At 43.8% G+C, this 17,869-nt stretch carries 19 protein-coding genes; 9 read left to right on the top strand and 10 right to left on the bottom strand.

The window, feature by feature from the left end; genetic code table 11:
• Positions 1 to 6 precede the first annotated feature (6 nt).
• The 5 genes from BSZ04_RS01665 to BSZ04_RS01685 all read left to right on the top strand — a co-directional run bounded on the left by BSZ04_RS01665 (position 7) and on the right by BSZ04_RS01685 (position 4,086).
• On the top strand, positions 7 to 315 hold the full coding sequence (locus tag BSZ04_RS01665) for a chaperone NapD (RefSeq protein WP_010451320.1): 309 nt from the start codon (positions 7 to 9) through the stop codon (positions 313 to 315).
• Complete coding sequence (gene napA, locus BSZ04_RS01670; protein WP_010451319.1) at positions 312 to 2,801, top strand: periplasmic nitrate reductase subunit alpha; 2,490 nt, start codon at positions 312 to 314, stop codon at positions 2,799 to 2,801. The genes BSZ04_RS01665 and napA overlap by 4 nt, the downstream gene beginning before the upstream one ends.
• Positions 2,802 to 2,873: 72 nt before the next feature.
• Entirely contained in the window at positions 2,874 to 3,329 is a 456-nt protein-coding gene (locus BSZ04_RS01675; RefSeq protein WP_010451318.1) for a nitrate reductase cytochrome c-type subunit, read from the top strand.
• A 28-nt stretch (positions 3,330 to 3,357) separates the two neighbouring features.
• On the top strand, positions 3,358 to 3,936 hold the full coding sequence (locus BSZ04_RS01680; RefSeq protein ID WP_005433285.1) for a NapC/NirT family cytochrome c: 579 nt from the start codon (positions 3,358 to 3,360) through the stop codon (positions 3,934 to 3,936).
• Positions 3,937 to 3,951: 15 nt separating this feature from the next.
• Positions 3,952 to 4,086: a TIGR02808 family protein gene (locus BSZ04_RS01685; protein WP_005433365.1), complete on the top strand. Its 135-nt coding sequence runs from the start codon at positions 3,952 to 3,954 to the stop codon at positions 4,084 to 4,086.
• 284 nt (positions 4,087 to 4,370) lie between these two features.
• On the opposite strand, the gene phaC is transcribed toward BSZ04_RS01685, so the two are convergent.
• From phaC to BSZ04_RS01705, 4 genes are all read right to left on the bottom strand, one after another.
• Entirely contained in the window at positions 4,371 to 6,146 is a 1,776-nt protein-coding gene (gene phaC / locus BSZ04_RS01690) for a class I poly(R)-hydroxyalkanoic acid synthase (protein ID WP_088879325.1), read from the bottom strand.
• A gap of 65 nt (positions 6,147 to 6,211) precedes the next feature.
• The gene (locus BSZ04_RS01695; RefSeq protein WP_005433494.1) at positions 6,212 to 6,559 is read right to left on the bottom strand and encodes a phasin family protein; all 348 of its coding nucleotides are present in this window, start codon (positions 6,557 to 6,559) and stop codon (positions 6,212 to 6,214) included.
• Positions 6,560 to 6,603: 44 nt separating this feature from the next.
• Positions 6,604 to 7,812, bottom strand: coding sequence for an acetyl-CoA C-acetyltransferase (locus tag BSZ04_RS01700; protein ID WP_088879326.1), 1,209 nt, complete (start codon positions 7,810 to 7,812; stop codon positions 6,604 to 6,606).
• Positions 7,813 to 7,823: 11 nt separating this feature from the next.
• Positions 7,824 to 8,564 carry an SDR family oxidoreductase gene (locus BSZ04_RS01705; protein ID WP_088879327.1) on the bottom strand — a complete coding sequence of 247 codons (741 nt, stop codon included), beginning with the start codon at positions 8,562 to 8,564 and terminating at the stop codon, positions 7,824 to 7,826.
• A gap of 753 nt (positions 8,565 to 9,317) precedes the next feature.
• On the opposite strand from BSZ04_RS01705, the gene BSZ04_RS01710 reads away from it, so the two are divergent.
• Together BSZ04_RS01710 and BSZ04_RS01715 are read left to right on the top strand one after the other, a co-directional pair.
• On the top strand, positions 9,318 to 9,938 hold the full coding sequence (locus BSZ04_RS01710; protein ID WP_033009389.1) for a LysE family translocator: 621 nt from the start codon (positions 9,318 to 9,320) through the stop codon (positions 9,936 to 9,938).
• A 16-nt stretch (positions 9,939 to 9,954) separates the two neighbouring features.
• Positions 9,955 to 10,221 (top strand): hypothetical protein, encoded by a 267-nt coding sequence (locus BSZ04_RS01715; protein ID WP_088879328.1) that lies wholly within the window; start codon positions 9,955 to 9,957, stop codon positions 10,219 to 10,221.
• A 140-nt stretch (positions 10,222 to 10,361) separates the two neighbouring features.
• Here BSZ04_RS01715 and secF read toward each other — a convergent pair whose 3' ends face one another.
• From secF to BSZ04_RS01735, 4 genes are all read right to left on the bottom strand, one after another.
• A complete protein-coding gene (gene secF / locus BSZ04_RS01720) occupies positions 10,362 to 11,264 on the bottom strand; it encodes a protein translocase subunit SecF (protein ID WP_010451305.1) in 903 nt (300 codons plus the stop codon).
• 2 nt (positions 11,265 to 11,266) lie between these two features.
• The gene (gene secD, locus BSZ04_RS01725; protein ID WP_010451304.1) at positions 11,267 to 13,105 is read right to left on the bottom strand and encodes a protein translocase subunit SecD; all 1,839 of its coding nucleotides are present in this window, start codon (positions 13,103 to 13,105) and stop codon (positions 11,267 to 11,269) included.
• A 164-nt stretch (positions 13,106 to 13,269) separates the two neighbouring features.
• On the bottom strand, positions 13,270 to 13,746 hold the full coding sequence (locus tag BSZ04_RS01730; protein ID WP_088879329.1) for a hypothetical protein: 477 nt from the start codon (positions 13,744 to 13,746) through the stop codon (positions 13,270 to 13,272).
• Between the two features lie 131 nt (positions 13,747 to 13,877).
• Positions 13,878 to 14,546, bottom strand: coding sequence for an SH3 domain-containing protein (locus BSZ04_RS01735; RefSeq protein WP_010451302.1), 669 nt, complete (start codon positions 14,544 to 14,546; stop codon positions 13,878 to 13,880).
• A gap of 87 nt (positions 14,547 to 14,633) precedes the next feature.
• On the opposite strand from BSZ04_RS01735, the gene BSZ04_RS01740 reads away from it, so the two are divergent.
• Entirely contained in the window at positions 14,634 to 15,197 is a 564-nt protein-coding gene (locus BSZ04_RS01740; RefSeq protein ID WP_088879330.1) for an ATPase, read from the top strand.
• 429 nt (positions 15,198 to 15,626) lie between these two features.
• On the opposite strand, the gene BSZ04_RS01750 is transcribed toward BSZ04_RS01740, so the two are convergent.
• Both BSZ04_RS01750 and BSZ04_RS01755 read right to left on the bottom strand, forming a co-directional pair.
• The gene (locus BSZ04_RS01750; RefSeq protein ID WP_088879331.1) at positions 15,627 to 16,250 is read right to left on the bottom strand and encodes a class I SAM-dependent methyltransferase; all 624 of its coding nucleotides are present in this window, start codon (positions 16,248 to 16,250) and stop codon (positions 15,627 to 15,629) included.
• Positions 16,251 to 16,312: 62 nt separating this feature from the next.
• Positions 16,313 to 16,768, bottom strand: a complete 456-nt coding sequence (locus BSZ04_RS01755; protein ID WP_029561069.1) for an Lrp/AsnC family transcriptional regulator — start codon at positions 16,766 to 16,768, stop codon at positions 16,313 to 16,315.
• Between the two features lie 147 nt (positions 16,769 to 16,915).
• Here BSZ04_RS01755 and BSZ04_RS01760 point away from each other — a divergent pair, with 147 nt between their 5' ends.
• Entirely contained in the window at positions 16,916 to 17,860 is a 945-nt protein-coding gene (locus BSZ04_RS01760) for a DMT family transporter (protein ID WP_088879332.1), read from the top strand.
• The last annotated feature ends 9 nt before the right edge of the window (positions 17,861 to 17,869 follow it).

Genomic DNA, 17,869 nt, shown 5'->3' on the forward strand with positions numbered 1-17,869 from the left:
ACATACATGTCACTAAACGAAGTGCACATATCGAGTCTGGTAATCCATGTTCTGCCTGAGCACCTGGCTGAAGTAAAGACCCAGATTGAAGCGTACGAAAACGCAGAAATTTATGGGGATAGCCCAGAAGGCAAAATTGTGGTGGTGCTAGAAACCGAAAACCAAGGTTTCATCACCGATACGATCGATGCGATTAATAATTTACCGAATGTCTTAAGCACAGTGCTGGTTTATCACCAAATCGAAACTGGGCTAGAAGAAACGGACAAAGAAGACACTGGAACACAACATTCCCAAATTGAGGGTGAAGTATGAAAATGACAAGACGTGCGTTTGTGAAAGCAAACGCGGCTGCATCAGCTGCTGCTGTCGCAGGTATTACACTACCAGCTTCTGCAACCAATCTGATTGCGAGCTCTGATCAAACCAAAATCACATGGGACAAAGCGCCTTGTCGTTTCTGTGGTACAGGCTGTTCTGTTCTTGTTGGTACTCAAAACGGTAAAGTAGTAGCAACGCAGGGTGACCCAGAAGCACCAGTGAACAAGGGTCTAAACTGTATCAAAGGCTACTTCCTATCGAAAATCATGTACGGTCAAGACCGCTTGACTCAACCGCTACTGCGTATGAAAGATGGCAAATACGATAAGAACGGTGAGTTCACGCCTGTATCTTGGGATGTTGCATTTGACACTATGGCTGATAAGTGGAAAGAAGCACTTAAAAAACAAGGCCCTTCTGGTGTTGGTATGTTCGGTTCTGGTCAATGGACAGTAATGGAAGGCTACGCGGCTGCAAAAATGATGAAAGCCGGTTTCCGATCAAATAACATCGACCCTAACGCTCGTCACTGTATGGCTTCTGCTGTAGGTGCCTTCATGCGTACATTTGGTATCGATGAACCAATGGGCTGTTATGATGACTTCGAGAACGCTGACGCTTTCGTGCTTTGGGGTTCAAACATGGCAGAAATGCACCCGGTATTGTGGACTCGTATTACTGACCGTCGCCTAAGTCACCCACATGTTAAAGTTAACGTTTTATCGACTTACTACCATCGCTCATTTGAACTAGCAGACAAAGGTTACATCTTCGAACCTCAATCTGACCTAGCAATCGCAAACTTCATTGCAAACTACATCATCGAAAATGATGCCGTAAACTGGGACTTTGTAAACAAGCATACAAACTTCAAGCAAGCGACAACAGATATCGGTTACGGCCTACGTGATGATGACCCACTTCAAAAAGCTGCCGCTAACCCTAACTCTGGCAAAATGAGCTCTATTTCATTCGAAGAGTACAAAAAATCCGTTGCACCTTACACAGTAGAGAAAGCTTCTGAGCTATCTGGTGTGGAGCAAGAGAAGTTGATCGAGCTTGCAAAACAATACGCGGATCCAAACACAAAAGTAATGTCACTTTGGACAATGGGTATGAACCAACATACTCGTGGCGTATGGATGAACAGCCTGATTTACAACATTCACTTGCTAACAGGTAAAATTGCGACTCCAGGTAACAGCCCGTTCTCACTTACTGGTCAGCCATCAGCATGTGGTACCGCTCGTGAAGTTGGTACGTTTGCCCACCGCCTACCAGCCGACATGGTGGTTGCTAACCCTAAACACCGTAAGATTGCAGAAGGTATCTGGAATATTCCTGATGGTGTTATTCCACCTAAACCTGGCTTCCACGCGGTTCTTCAAGATCGCATGTTAAAAGACGGCAAGCTAAACGCTTACTGGGTAATGTGTAACAACAACATGCAAGCCGGTCCAAACATCAATGGTGAACGTCTTCCTGGTTACCGTAACCCAGAAAACTTCATTGTATGTTCTGACCCATACCCAACAGCAACAGCGCAAGCTGCTGACCTAGTTCTACCTACAGCAATGTGGATCGAAAAAGAAGGCGCTTATGGTAACGCAGAGCGTCGTACTCAAGCTTGGTACCAACAAGTCGGTACTGTAGGCGAAGCTAAGTCTGACTTATGGCAGGTGATGGAGTTCTCTAAACGCTTCAAGATGGAAGAAGTTTGGACCGAAGAGCAACTAGCGAAAGCACCTCAGTACCGCGGTAAAACCATGTACGACATGCTATTTGCCAACGGCGTTATTAACAAATACCCAATTGAAGAAGCGCGTGAGCTGAACGACGATGCACACCACTTCGGTTACTACGTACAGAAAGGTCTGTTTGAAGAGTACGCAGCGTTTGGTCGCGGCCATGGTCATGACTTAGCACCATATGATGTTTACCACCAAGTTCGTGGTCTACGCTGGCCAGTGGTTGATGGAAAAGAAACGCTTTGGCGCTTCAAAGAAGGCTCAGATCCATACGCTAAAGCTGGCAGCGGTTGGGACTTCTACGGTAAGCCAGATGGTAAAGCACTGATTATCTCTGCACCATACGAAGCGCCACCAGAAGTGCCGGACGCTGAATTCGATATGTGGCTGTGTACAGGACGTGTTCTTGAGCACTGGCACACAGGTACTATGACTCGTCGTGTACCTGAGCTTTACAAAGCGGTTCCTGATGCAGTGGTTTACATGCACCCTGCTGATGCGAAGAAACGTAACGTACGTCGCGGTGAAGAAGTTCTGATTGCAAACAAACGTGGTGAAGTACGCGTTCGTGTTGAAACTCGCGGCCGTAACCGTCCACCTGAAGGCTTGGTATTCGTACCATTCTTTGATGCTCGTATTTTGATTAACAAACTGATCCTAGACGCTACGGATCCTCTGTCTAAGCAGACGGACTTTAAGAAGTGTCCAGTGAAGATCACAAAAATTGCTTAATTAAGAGTGCGATGACTGCTGTGAAAGCAGCAGTCATACCTAAGAATTTAGCCATTAGGCGGAGAATTAATAATGAAAAAATTTCTAATTGCACTGTTATCTGTAGGTGCGCTAGTTAGTGGTGCAGCAGTAGCCGAACTCGATAACCCGGGCGGCACCGGCGGACTTGAGTCTCTACGTGGTACTGCACAACTTGAAGACACACGCCCTGCTGATGACTTCAAAGACTTTCCAAAAGACCAAATCGTTGCAGACAGCTTTGTTTATCAGCCACCACTGATCCCACACAGCATCCGCAATTACGAAGTATCTTTGAATGCAAACAAATGTTTAGCATGTCACAGCTGGAAAAATGCAAAAGACGCAGGCGCTACAAAGATCAGTGTAACGCACTACGTTAACCGTGAAGACGCGGTTCTGGCAGATATGTCACCACGTCGTTACTTCTGTTTGCAATGTCACGTTCCACAAACGGATGGAAAACCTTTAGTGGTAAACGAATTTAAGGCAGTCGATTCGCTTCAGTAATTGAAACGCGAGTACTAAGAGGTTACTTATGAAAATACTTAAAGCGTTTTGGAAGAGACTGTCGAGCCCGAGTAAAGCTGCCGCCGGTGTAGTTTTATTCCTAGGCTTCGCTGGTGGTCTTCTGTTTTGGGGCGCATTCAACACGGGTATGGAAGCGACCAATACAGAAGAATTCTGTTCTGGCTGTCACGCTCCTATCGTTGCTGAAATTCAAGAAACGATTCACTACTCGAACCGCTCTGGTGTTCGTGCAATCTGTTCTGATTGTCACGTACCACACGAATGGACCGATAAAATCGTTCGTAAAGTTCAAGCATCTAAAGAGTTGTTTGCACACTTCGTAACGAAGACGATCGATACACCGGAGAAATTCCAAGCTCGTCGTGAACACTTAGCTGAACGTGAGTGGGCGCGTATGAAGAAAAACGACTCGTTGGAATGTCGTAACTGTCACCAGTTTGATTACATGGACTACTCTCAGCAAGGTAAACGTGCCTCCGCTCAACACTCTACCGCGTTGGCGTCAGGCGACAAAACTTGTGTAGATTGTCACAAAGGTATCGCACACAAACTGCCTGACATGCATGGCGTTGAAGGCTGGCAATAAGGAGAAATACAGAATATGAGTAATCTTGAATCCTTTATCTGGCATTTCCTTGGATACAGCGCAATGCCAGTCATTATTCTTTCCGGCTTTGTCGGAGTAGCAGCAATCTCTCTATGGCTACTCTCACTAGGTAAGGATAAAGAGGTCTAAACCGCCTCAAACCAGTCGACATTTTTGCCTATTTTGTTGACGGAAAACGCCAAGCATTTGCTTGGCGTTTTTTCTTTGTGGTTCCGAGAATTCAAGAGCGCTGACAATGCTCTAAGAAGTTTTGCTTTCAACCTCCCACCGACTCAAATTCTCATTACCACGGCTCAGGCTTCCGTACTTCACTACTTCATTCCCCACTAAACCTCCTAGGCACCCTAAGATACGCCAGAAACAAAAAAGGCGACCCGTGTAGGTCGCCAAATGCAACTGCTATAAGGAGCAGTCTAGGACTCTTTGATAGGCAATACTTGTTTAACGTATTGACCGGGGGCTTCATCAATTACAGAATTCTGCTCAGAGCCGACCGGGAATGGTTCGACTTGCTCTTTCGGGTTAAATTGCATCAACCAGTCATGCCAATGCGTCCACCAAGAACCCTCTTGATGATTCGCGTTGTTAAACCACTCGTCTGCCGAGTCATCAAGATTGTCGTTTAGCCAATAGCCGTATTTGTTTTTTGCAGGGTGATTGACGATACCAGCAATGTGACCTGATTCACCCAAAACAAAGGTCTTGTTGCCACCTGTATTTAGTGCGCCGCGATATGTACCCTGCCACAACGCGATATGGTCTTCTTTGGTCGACACAAAATAGCTTGGGATCTTAATCTTGTTCAGATCAATCCACACTCCTCCAATCTTGACGCCTTTGTCTTGTACTAGCTTATTCTCTAGATAAAGTTCACGCAGTAAGAAGTTGTGGGACGCAGCACTCACGTTTGTACTGTCGCTGTTCCAGTAGAGCAGGTCAAAATCAACCGGGCTATTACCTTTCAAGTAATTATCGACGTAATAGTTCCAGTACAAACTGTTTTCACGTAGTAAACTGAACGTCACACTTAGCGAGCGACCATCCATATAACCTTTGGCGTTATTCTGTGTTTCAATGGCACTAATAATCGTGTCGTTAATGTACGCGCCGACTTCTCCTGGTTGAGAAAAATCGAGTAACGTCGTAAAGAAGCTCGCAGACTTGATACGCTTCTTCATGCGCTTAGCAGCGTAATACGCCACGGTGCTCGCCAGAACCGTACCACCGATACAGTAACCCGCAGCGTTGATTTGCTCTTGACCTGTGATGTCTTCAATTGCAGTCACAGCTTTAGCAACGCCTTCCGTTACGTAATCGCCAAACTCAACGTGAGCCTGCTCTTTACCTGGGTTTCGCCACGACATCATAAATACGCTGTGACCTTGCTCTAATAACCAACGAACCATCGAGTTCTTAGCCGTTAGATCGAGGATGTAGTATTTATTGATGAAAGGCGGAACGATCAGAAGAGGTGTCGCATTCACTTTTTCTGTCAAAGGACGGTACTGAATCAACTCAAATAGTTCGTTTTGGAAAACCACATCGCCCGCTGTCGTTGCAACGTCATCACCCACACGAAACGCATTGTTGTTGGTCATGCGTACTTTGAGAATATCCGCGCTCGACTCGACATCTTCTTTTAACTTCTCTAACCCCGTCAGTAGGTTCTCACCGTTTTGTTCAAGAGTGAGTTTTAGCAGCTCGGGGTTGGTCGCGATGAAGTTTGAAGGAGAGAGTGCGTTGATAGCTTGACGAGAGAAGAAAGTAATTCGCTCTTTGGTTTTCTCGTCTAGCCCTTCGATTGAATCAAGTGTATCTAGGTAGGTTTTGCTAAATAACAAATATGATTGTTTGATGAAGCTATACATCGCTTCTTGTTGCCAAGCATCATTTGAGAAACGCTTATCGCCCTTCTCTGCTTCAATAATCTGTGTTTGATTGCCTGCTAGAGCCACATTCTGCCAAATTTTAAGCTGCTGTTCCCACCACTCAGCCTGCAACTGTAATATTGCAGCCGGCTGGTTCGCCGCTTGTTCGAACAGTTTAGCAGTATCCTCAAAGTTCACTTCTTGCATGGCCTTATTCAAAGGAGAATTCACGACTGCCTTGTTCACTTCGAAATCATGCCACCACTGTTGATTGGTTTCCTGAAGCTTTACAAGATAGTCCGAAAAGAAGTGTTGAAACATAGTCTTACTCCTATATTCGGAAAAAACAACGCCGCCCTAAAAATCGGGCGGCGCAAGCGGACGTATTACGCAGGAGTAACAGTCTTTAGGTTTTCCGAAGTCATTTGCTCAACGTCTTCTTTGAATTCTTTGGCAATAGCTTGCAGCTTGTTGCTGTCGTCCATCATTTGCTGAGAAAGCTTAGTAAGAACGGTAAGTTGCTGGCTGTTGAACGCTGTTAGAGAAGTCACATCTTTGATTTCTGACGCCGCTTTCATTTGGTTTAGGCCAACTTCGCTGTAAGTGCGGATTGCGTTCAATTGAAGCTCAGTAAGAACTTCTACGTTCTTTGTCACTAGCTTATTGAACTTCAAGTATGGTTCTAGATTCTTTTCAGTTTGATCGCTAAAAGTTTTAAAGAAATCAGTGTACATGGTTTATCTCCTAGAGAAAGAATTAAAAATGTCCGTTTAAATAACTACTTAACTGCTTTTACAACCACAGCCGTGCCCATACCGCCGCCCACACAAAGTGAGGCAACCCCGTACTGACCGTCTTGTTTGTGAAGTTCGTGTACTAGCGTAACCAGAATACGGTTACCTGAAGCACCAAGTGGGTGACCCAATGCGATTGCACCACCATTGAAGTTGGCTTTATCTTGAATTGAGCTCACGGGTACTTGATTGGTTTCTGCCAATTTATGAATTACACCTAGCGCTTGTGCCGCAAAGGCTTCATTTAATTCATAAACATCGATATCGCTGGTTTTCAGTTCAGCTTTTTGCAACGCTTTATTGACTGATTCCACTGGGCCAAGGCCCATGATTTGAGGATCTAACCCTGATTGAGCGTAGCTCACTACCTCTGCAATCGGAGTCAAACCGTTTGCTTGAACGGCACTTTCCGAAGCCAAGATGATGGCACTTGCACCGTCGTTAATGCCCGAAGCGTTACCTGCAGTCACCGTTCCTTCTCGGTCAAACGCTGGACGCAACTTGCTCAATCCTTCTAGTGTTGCATTCGCTTTTGGATATTCATCCGTATCGAACATGACCGTTTCACGACGTTGTTTTACTTCGACAGGAACAATTTCATCTTTGAATTTGCCTGCTTCAATCGCTGCCACCGCTTTTTGTTGACTTGCTAATGCATACTCATCTTGCTGTTGGCGAGATAAGCCCACTTCCTTAGCTACATTTTCTGCTGTCACACCCATGTGGTATTGGTTGTAAACATCCGTTAAGCCATCTGCGATAAGGAGATCTTTCAGTTCCATATGCCCCATCTTGTTGCCGTCACGCACATTGCTCGGCACGATGAATGGAATCTGTGACATCACCTCAACACCTGCTGCCACGACTACCTCTGCATCGCCGCTGCGAATATGAGAAACGCCATCCATGACGGTTTTCATACCACTGCCACAAACCATGTTTACGCCATAAGCTGGTACTGAATCAGGAATACCGGCAAACAATGCCGCTTGGCGACCAACGCCCATGCCTTGGCCAGCCGAAACCACATTACCCACTATCACTTCATCGACCTTATCGGGAGAAAGTGAAGCAGCCTCAAGAGCACCTTTGATTGCCACCGCAGCTAGATCGCCTGCTGATGTGTTTTTTAAGCTTCCGCCAAACGCACCGATAGGTGTGCGTTTCGCTGCAACGATAAATACTTTTTCCATCATCATACTCCTTAGTTCATGTATAAGCCGCCGTTCACCGACAAGGTCTCGCCGGTGATATACGCGCCTGCGTCACTTACTAAGAAGCTCACTGATGCTGCAATTTCTTCTGGCGTTGCTAAACGCTTCATTGGGATTTGGCTAGTAATAGAATCCAGCACTTCCGGCTTCATTTGCTCAACCATTGGTGTACCGGTGTATCCCGGAGCGATGACATTGACTGTCACACCCGAGCGAGCACCTTCGTACGCCAATGCTTTAGAGAAACCGATCATGCCAGCCTTTGCCGCAGAGTAGTTTGCTTGTCCAAACTGACCTTTAAGACCATTAACAGAGGAGATATTAATGATGCGACCACCACCTTTTTCGCACATTGCTGCGAAGAGTGGCTGCGTAACATTGAACAAGCTGTTTAGGTTAGTGTTAATTACGTCGTTCCAAGCTTGTGCAGACATCTTTTTAAACACACCATCGCGTGTGATACCTGCATTGTTGATCACGACATCTATTGTCCCCTCTTCCTCAAGTAAAATGGCTAATTTTTCAGCGCACTGAGCTGTATCAGTAACATCTAACTCAAAAAGGCGAACTTGCTCTTTCGTAAACCCTTTTTCATTAAACCACTCTAAAGCACATTCATATTTACCGGTGAAATATGTTGCGATAACACGGTAACCATCATTTACTAATTGAGAGGAAATAGCAGAACCAATTCCGCCTTTTGATCCAGTGATCAAAGCGACTTTCTTCATTGAAGACTCCATTCTTAACGGCATTTAAAAAGCAAACTAATACACTGGCGAAATGATTCGCCAACTGACGTGTTTATTTATTCTTTCGACAGTAAGTCCTCTACTGCCTTTTATTTAAACTTAACTTAGAAATGTTACATTTCAAATAAAAAACTTATTTGTTTGCATAAGATTGATTTAGATCTCAATCGCAGTGAAATGTTATGGAAACGTTAAATCACGTCAAGTCATTGTTTTTGAAGAACAAAACAACAATAATAGAACATTCTCAATTTTGAAAAACATAATATATTCAATATGTTACATACATTTTTATGTATGTTTCATTTACAAGGAGCGTAAGATCATCATTCTTTCTAAAAGTGATTATTCGCAATTAAATCATAGAATTAATACTTCACTCAGGTATAAAAACTAATATTAAATATATCAATTCCCTAGATTTTTACTGAGAGATTTATTTATTAATAAGTACCTTTCCAAATGGTCATCAGGATAATTAAATAAATATAAAAATGACAAAAAGAAATCTTTCTCATTTTATTCCACTAGTAAGGAATTATTTATAAATGTCACTATTTAGTGCAAGTTTGCACTATTATGTCGCACGCATTTAGTCACGCCTTAAGTTCGATTAAATAATTGAATAATAACTCTATATCAATGTGACCAATGTTGATTATTGGTGGCATCTATCACCCTTTTGCACTATCTTTGATAGCTTACTATTGACTTACAAAACTATCAGTTACTATGAATACCGCTTTGTTAACCATGTTCATCCCTACTTTTTTCTTCGTATCAATTACGCCCGGAATGTGCATGACTCTCGCCTTAACACTAGGAATGAGTATTGGATATCGACGCACTCTATGGATGATGGTAGGTGAGCTGGTTGGTGTTGCGCTGGTTTCGGTGTCTGCTGTACTTGGTATTGCGGCTATTATGCTTAACTACCCGTGGCTATTTACCGCACTCAAATTTATAGGCGGCGGTTACCTCCTCTATCTTGGTATAGAAATGTGGCGCTCACGTGGAAAGCTCGCTATCAACGTTGACAACTCCGATATCCCTATCAGTGGTAACTGGGATCTAGTCTTACAAGGTTTCGTAACAGCAATCGCAAACCCAAAAGGTTGGGCGTTTATGATTTCTCTCCTCCCTCCTTTTATTGACCAAAGTGCTGCTCTTACCCCTCAACTCGTCGTGTTGGTTTCTATTATTCTTATGTTCGAGTTCATTTGCATGTCACTCTACGCAACTGGTGGTAAAGGCTTGAAGCGTCTGCTTGGACAAACAAAAAACGTTCGGTTAATGAATCGCATCGCAGGAACTTTAATGATGGGGGTGGGTATTTGGCTATTAATGAGTTAGAAACGAGCGGCCAGTGATGAAGAACATTTTAAATAAGCTCAAACAGACCATAGGTGAGGTATTGGATTTCCAAGCCCGTGTGTGGGTAGTTAACGTCTACGCTGGTGAACATAAAGGAGAGTCTTATGTGGTCAATGAGGACAGCTTCTCTGAGTCGTTACAGTGGATGAAAAAGAAAGGCTACAAAGATTCGATGCTCACCAAAGTAGAATCAATGAAGCGTTCCCAAGTTATTGAGTTTGATTTGGGCTCAGTCAAGCATCGACTGATGCGTGTGAAATAACGCCTCTCGTTTCTCGCTTGTCCAGATAAAAAAGCGCCACTCAAATTGAGTGGCGCAAGCACTTTTACCTATACCAATCAGGGTAAGTAGATGGTCACATTGCCCAAATATCTTTTCTGGTTGGTATTACACACCAAGCATTATGGTGCAGTGTCGATCTCTACTGGTAGGTAGTGTTTTGGTTCTAGCTTCAACCATTCAGGAAGCACCGTACCAATCGAGATTGATGACCACGTACCAGAAAGTACGCCAATAAACATTGCTGTCGAGAAGCCAGCAAGCGCAGAGCCGCCCATAATCCATAGTGCACCAACGGTTATCAGCGTTGTGCCTGATGTCACCATTGTACGAGAGAACGTCGCTAATACCGCTTCATCATTGATCTTCTCAGTCTTCCAACTTTGTTTCGCGACAAGAAGCTCACGAATACGGTCTGCAATGATGATCGAGTCATTCAGCGAATAACCAAGAATCGCCAGAATCGCCGCGAATACCGTTAAGTTAAACTCCATTTGTGTAATAGCAAAGAAGCCAAGTACCAAGATCACATCGTGTGCTAGAGCAAATAACGAACCACTCGCCAAACGCCATTCAAAGCGGAAACACAGGTAGCCAAGAATGGTTAGTACCGAAATCAGCAGTGCTAGGCCACCTTGGTCGAACAGATCTTGGCCCACTTGAGCACCAACGATGCTGTTGCTCACCACATCAACTTGATGCGAGATTGGTTTAAGAACGTCTGCAACACTTGGTAGTGTTTGACCTTCAGCCGGCGCAGAGTAACGAATTACCCAACGACCGTCTTCACCAGAACGCGTAACCGATGTTGATTCGCCAAGTTTTGGTTGAAGAGCATTAAGTAAATCGTGGTTAGTCAGTTGTTTATCAACCTTAACTTCAGTAACCATACCGCCAGTGAAGTCGAGACCGAGATTAAGCCCTTTCATACCAAGAGCTACCAGAGCAATGATTGTTAGTACCGCTGACACAGCAGTAGTGAAATAACGAATCTTGCGAATATTTTGTTTTAGCATTTCGACCATGATTAAACCCTCACATCACGACGGCCATCGCGGCCCCAAATTAAATTGATCATTGCACGAGAAGCAAATACGCCTGTAAACATACTGGTCATCAGACCCAAGCCTAGTGTTAAGGCAAAGCCCTGAATTGGACCGTTACCTATCGCGTATAGAATCACTGCTGTGATCATGGTGGTGATGTTGGCATCGAGGATTGTCGCAAATGCACTGTCAAAGCCTAAGTCGATCGCTTGCGCGAAACTACGGCCTTCACGCATTTTGTCCTTAATACGTTCAAAAATAATCACGTTGGTATCAACGGCCATACCAACCGTAAGAACTAAACCTGCAATACCTGGTAGAGTCAGTACCGCACCTGGAAGCAACGCGATAAGACCAAGCAAGCAAAGCATATTTGCGCACAATGCTACGTTTGCAACCCAGCCTAAACGACGATACCAAAGCGCCATAAATAGGAGGGTTAAGCCCATACCTAGCGCTAGTGCTGCGAAACCATTTTGAATGTTTTCTGCACCAAGCGATGCTCCGATAGTGCGTTCTTCAACAATAGTCACTGGCGCAGTAAGCGAGCCAGCACGCAGAAGTAGCGCAAGCTGTTGTGCTTCATCCATGCTGCCAGCACCTGTGATACGGAATTGGCTACCAAGCTGAGATTGGATGGTTGCAACACTGATTACGCGTTCACTACGCTCTGTCATGCCGCGTTCGTTTGTTTTGTACTCGCGGTAGACCGTTGCCATTGGCTTACCAATGTGAGTTGCAGAGAAGTCGCTCATCTTCTTACCACCAGCGTGATCGAGAGAGATGTTCACTTCTGACATACCCATCTGATCGACACCCGCGCGAGCGTTCACAATATGCTCACCAGTAAGAACCGGACGCTTTTGCAAAATAACGGTACGACCATCGTTATCTTTAAGAACCAAATCTTGGCTAGTGCGCGCTTGGCTCGCATCTTTTACTTCATAGAAGGCAAGACTTGCCGTTGCACCAATAACGTTTTTAGCTTGTGCAGGGTCTTGAACGCCTGGTAGCTCAATACGGATGCTCTCTTTACCTTGGCGCTGAACCAATGCTTCAGTAATACCTAGCTCTTCGATACGTCCACGCATGATCTTCAAGTTTTGTTGAAGTGTCGTGGTTTGGAACTCTTGGATGTTTTGTTCGCTTGGTTGAAGTTCGAAGCCGCGGTCAGAGCTGGTCATTGTCCAACCAGGGTAGTTTTGACGAATGAACTGACTTGCCGCTTTCAAGCCTTCTTCATTTTCGCTGTTTACGGCGATGTGATTATGCGCCTCTGAACGAACTTGAACACCACGAATACGCTGCTCACGAAGGTTAGCTTTGATTTCATCGATAAGTGCATCTCGCTGCTCTTCGAACGCTTTATTCACATCGACATTAAGCAAAAACTGAACACCACCACGAAGGTCGAGACCTAGTTTAATTGGGCTAAAGCCCATTTCATTAAGCCACTCTGGCGCAACAGATACGTATGAGAACGTGATACTGTCGTCTTGGTCTAGTTGCTCATTTAGTAATGCACGCGCTTTACTTTGAGCATCTTCACCATCAAACACGATAGTGGTTTTTCCGTCTTTCTCGATAATCTTTGAGGCGGGAATATGATGCGTTTTCAATAGTTGGTCTAATTGAACCAACGACATCGCGCTGTTGTTTTGATCAGCAAACGTCACCTGAATAGAAGGTTGCTCACCAAACCAAGTTGGGATTGCACTTAGCGTTAAGATAATGATGGTCGTAACGAGTACAACATATTTCCATGCTGAGTAATGATTCAGCACTTTTCTGTTTTTTTGTGTTCCGGGTGTTTTCTTCATGTAAACATCATCCCTTCACTTTGCAGTGAAGTTTCAATTAATTAGATTCAAGACACGACAAACGCTTACCTGAAAAATGCAGGTATAGAATACCCAGAGCTTCTATTTGCTCTGTAGAAAAGTCGTCGTGTTAAGAATGCACAAAATGTGCAGAGTGATGGTGTTTATGCAGAAAACTGACTATTGAGCGCTACGTACATCGCATTGGTTTCTTTCCAGCCGGAAAGGCGATGATCGCTAACGAAGTGGTTAAACGTAGAGCGATTTTGACGCCATACTGTAGTGTGCAGTCCATAAGCGTAGCCTGCATCGGCGTAAAATGGCGAGGTTAAATCGGAAACACTATCAACATGTTCATCATCGATATTTTCTCTTAGATGCGACGTAAATCGTTGATAGTTAAAAATAGCGTAGGAGTCTTGGCTGACATGCCCTTCAGATACTGGAGATTGAACAGGCTCTTCTTCTGTCAGCTCTTTAAAATCAACAGGTTGGTTAACTTGATTGGAGACTACAGGTTTTACTTTGATTTTAACGTGGCTTGGTACTGAAACCTCTGTATCAAAAATTGCTGCATATGCAGGCACAAACGCCATTGCACAAAGCAACAAAAAGAGGTGTCTAATGAAATACCAAGGCATAACTGCTCACTTAAAATAAAAGAGTCGAACTCAACCAGTCCGACCCTTGAATAATATTCTCATCGTGTATAGTTAACAACTAAAAAATTCTAAATTCATAATTAAGCTAGAATCAATACTCTGGGAATGGCTCATCGATAGAAAATATCGCCGTTATCGACATCAAGATAGATTTTGTTCTCTTGCTCTATCCCACCACAATATATGAAGTAAACATTACGTGTCTTGTAAGTCACCGAACGTACCCATCCACCTAATTCCTCAAAGTCTTCTGGCTTGCAAGTACCATCTTTTAGTAGCCTCTGAGTTGTGCTGCGAAATACTTTTCGATGTTCTTTCAAGTCATCGGATTTACCTAGGTAGCTGTCCAGAATCTCAAGACGCTCTTGCTCTTTAATGACAGGGGCGGCATCTGAAAGCCCTTGAGAATCTACCCACTCTGCGGTTTCTTCACCGCCTTCATGATAAACAATGTAAGCAGAAATTCTGAACCAGCCATCTTTCTTTTCGAGAACGGAGAGCTTTTCTCCCTTGTATAGAGAGTCAACGATTAAGCCATCTTCACTTGGTTCGTTATAAACACTGATCTTTCTTTCAATAACGTAGTATTCCGTTATTTCCTTAGGTTTGGCTTCTAAGTCCATTATAGGCTTAGGTGCCTCAGTGCTCTCAGTGGTAACAGGTACAGGCTCAGCAACAGTAGCTTCCGGCTCATCACTCTGCATGAAAAAGAAATAATAGCCCGCGCCTGCGCCGCCTAATAGAAGCAAAATGAACACAGCAATTATGATTTTCTTCATGTTCTTTCCCTGTAATGTTTTGGCTAATGAGCGACATTAAAGATGCATCCTATAATGGAAGGAGCGCCTATTGCGAAGTAGCTCATTATGCATTCACTTTTTTCACAATGGTTAGTCATATCATCAATAACGTGTTGTTCTTTTGCTCTATTAGCGAAAGAACAGCCTCAATGTAATGAAAATTCATGGAATAATAATCTTACCCAATTCAATAGATTAGAGTCTACCTACAATCGACACGCAACCACCTACAACCAACTTCTAAATGAACACAAGCAGCGCCGGTTATTAACGCAAACCTTCTCAGAGCCAGATATTTCGCTGTTATGGCAGTCAGAAAGTAAGAAAGCCTTATTAGAAAATCAACTGAATGCCGCTCGGCTTTTTGTCAATAAAGTCAAAGAAAACGCTAACCTCGTTCGAAAGCTGTCTGGCGTTTTAGATAGTAACGCTAACAACTGGCAGAAAATCGCATTGGGATGCCAACAAGAGCAATACCAAGTAAACCAGATCGTAGCTGATTGGTATCACACGCAAGCGTTAGAGCTAGGTTCACAAATCAACCAACTGACAACTCAATTTGATGCGCTCAAAGCGCAGTACGACAGAGAAGTTGCTACCTTATTACGTGTACAAAACCCATCCAATTGAATCTATTAACGGTATTTTACTCCCCTTCCAATTTACGGTCAGAATTCAACCAACCAGACCTAAAATTAGCGACACACGTCACAATAATGCTTTACTTACGTCCACTTTTTGGGTACTTTATCCATTAACAAAATTAAATAAAAAGTCATATTTGGCTGGAGATAATGCAAACCATATGATTATCAATCGTTTGAGTAACATGGATTGTCCTAATGCTACTAAAGCCAAGTTTTTGTCAGTAGTTAGGCACGTTAAACAATTCGGTTCAATCAATGATTTGGACTTGTGTAAAATCTTTGGAGAAACAATTTGGAGTGACGGTAGGGAATACCATTCAGCTGCATTTTCATTCAAGGTAGACAGAATGACTGGTGATTGTGAGATATCACAATATAAGAACCAATAAGGCTTAAAAGTTCTTAGGCGGAGTTAGGAAACTGACTCCGCTTTTTTGATCATAACCACTGTAAAATCATGATCAGAATACCCCTCTATCAAATAACTCTCCGGACATAAGAGTCTACAATACCGAAGTACGCCCTCTTTATTATGTGATGCCAATAGCCTCATCGCAGGCAGTTTCTCTTGATCGAGCAAATTGAAAACACACGCAACATTCGCTAAATCATACATTTTACTGATCATCTCTACGGTGTGATTCGCATTACTCGTTTGATAGTTCAACGAGCCCGAGGCAAACACAAAATCATATTTTCTGAGGATCATCTTGCTGAAGTCCCCTTTTAAGAAGGTAGATTTTGTTAAAAACTCCCTCTTCTTAGCCGCAGACACAAAACTTCGCTTCAAATCAACGCCAGTATAAGCTCTAGGAAAGCGCTCTGTAGATTCCAAGTATGCGAGTAAATCACCGTATCCACATCCAACATCTAAAATGGAGCGGTCGCGGAAGCAAAAGTCACCACATAATGCTTCAAATCTAGATATCTGACTATTTAAATCCTGCCACCCCAAAATCTGAGAGTACTCACCATCAAACTGCTTCTCACGTTTATGATGGTAATGAGAGATCCTAAGTTTATCTAAAAATTTCACACTAGTTCCTGGTCAGTCGTTCCGAGGGCAAAAGGCTATGATGTTTTATCAAATGGCAGAGCTTAGAGAAAGATAGGTAATTCCCCACTCCCCTTTACTTGGCGGATGGCAAGATGTGTATGAATATCTTTTACATTCTCTAACCGCTGAAGTTTTCGAGTAAATACTTCGTAGTTTTTTAAATCTTGACTGACGACCTCTAACAAATAGTCATAAGCACCAGAGACTACGTGACAAGATATTACCTCTTGCATTGAAAGTATCGCTACCTCAAATTCGTCTATCGAATGCGCCTGATGGTTATTTAAGCTAACTTCTACAAAAACAGTCATCGCAATGCCCACTTTTTCTCGCTCAAGCATCGCATAATAGCCGCTAATATACCCTTGTTGCTCGAGGCGCTTCAGCCGCCTTGCACAAGGTGATGCCGAAAGCCCAACCATATCAGCCAGCTCTCCCGTGGTTAGCCGCGCATCTTGCTGTACCAGTGACAACAGCTTTTTATCGATCCTATCCAAAGAGCCCTCCTTGACGATATACACCAAAAACGCGTCAAACATTAGCAAAAATAACCAACCAATATTTAAAACACGCTCAAGTTTGCCACCATTCGTCCCTCAACACACGTAATAATTACAATTCATTTACATTAACGGATTTCTACCATGTTGTTTGGTTATTGCGCTATGTTTGCAACGCTCCTTGTCTGGGCTAGTTTTTTCATCTCTTTGAAATTTGGCGTACATTCACAGCTTGAGCCTGCAGATATCGCCATCACTAGATTCATTATTCCTAGCCTGATCCTCATACCATTTGTTGTGAAGCATTTACCTTCGATCAGCGCCGTACCAAAGCGATATAAAGCCGGTCTTATTATTGGTAGTGGGCTGCCTTACCTAATAGTTGCAGGAACAGCAATGCAGTTTGCACCCGTTTCACACGGAAGCGCACTAATTCCGGGTACTCTACCCATGTTTGTCTCTGCAATCGCGGTCTTGTTTTATAAGCAACCATTATCCAATCATCGCGTTCTAGGGCTCTGCGCAGTTTTATTCGGAGTGATACTTTTTTTGATGTCTAACATTGGCGACGAGTACAACTGGCAGCAACTCAAGGGCCATACCCTGTTCTTGCTAGGTAGCCTTATGTGGGCCATTTTTACAATTAGCGCTAGAGTCAGTAACCTTAACGCTTATGCCTGCGCTGGATTTGTCTCTATTTCTTCTCTCGTTCTATTAAGCTTGGCAATTACCTGCGGGTGGCTAGAAAGTTACTTGATGAAAACCCCTATGACGCAATGGCCTTGGCGCGACGTAATGTGGCAACTGATGTTGCAGGGCATCGGTGCCGGGCTCGTTGCTTCATTCACTTTTCTCTATGCCGTTAAAAAAATTGGGGCGGAAGCTAGCGCTGCTTTAGGTTCACTAACTCCGGCTTTAGCCACTCTACTTGCCATACCTTTGCTATCAGAAAAGCCAGATATAGTGACCATAAGTGCATTAGCATTTGTCACTATCGGTAGTATTGTCGCGAGCAATGTCTTGATGAAAAAACACCACCAAGATACTTATCGGCCACCGCAATTTTCAAGCTCAAAACGAGCGCCTTAGTAAGCCAAC

Source organism: Vibrio rotiferianus, from assembly GCF_002214395.1.
GTDB lineage: Bacteria > Pseudomonadota > Gammaproteobacteria > Enterobacterales > Vibrionaceae > Vibrio > Vibrio rotiferianus.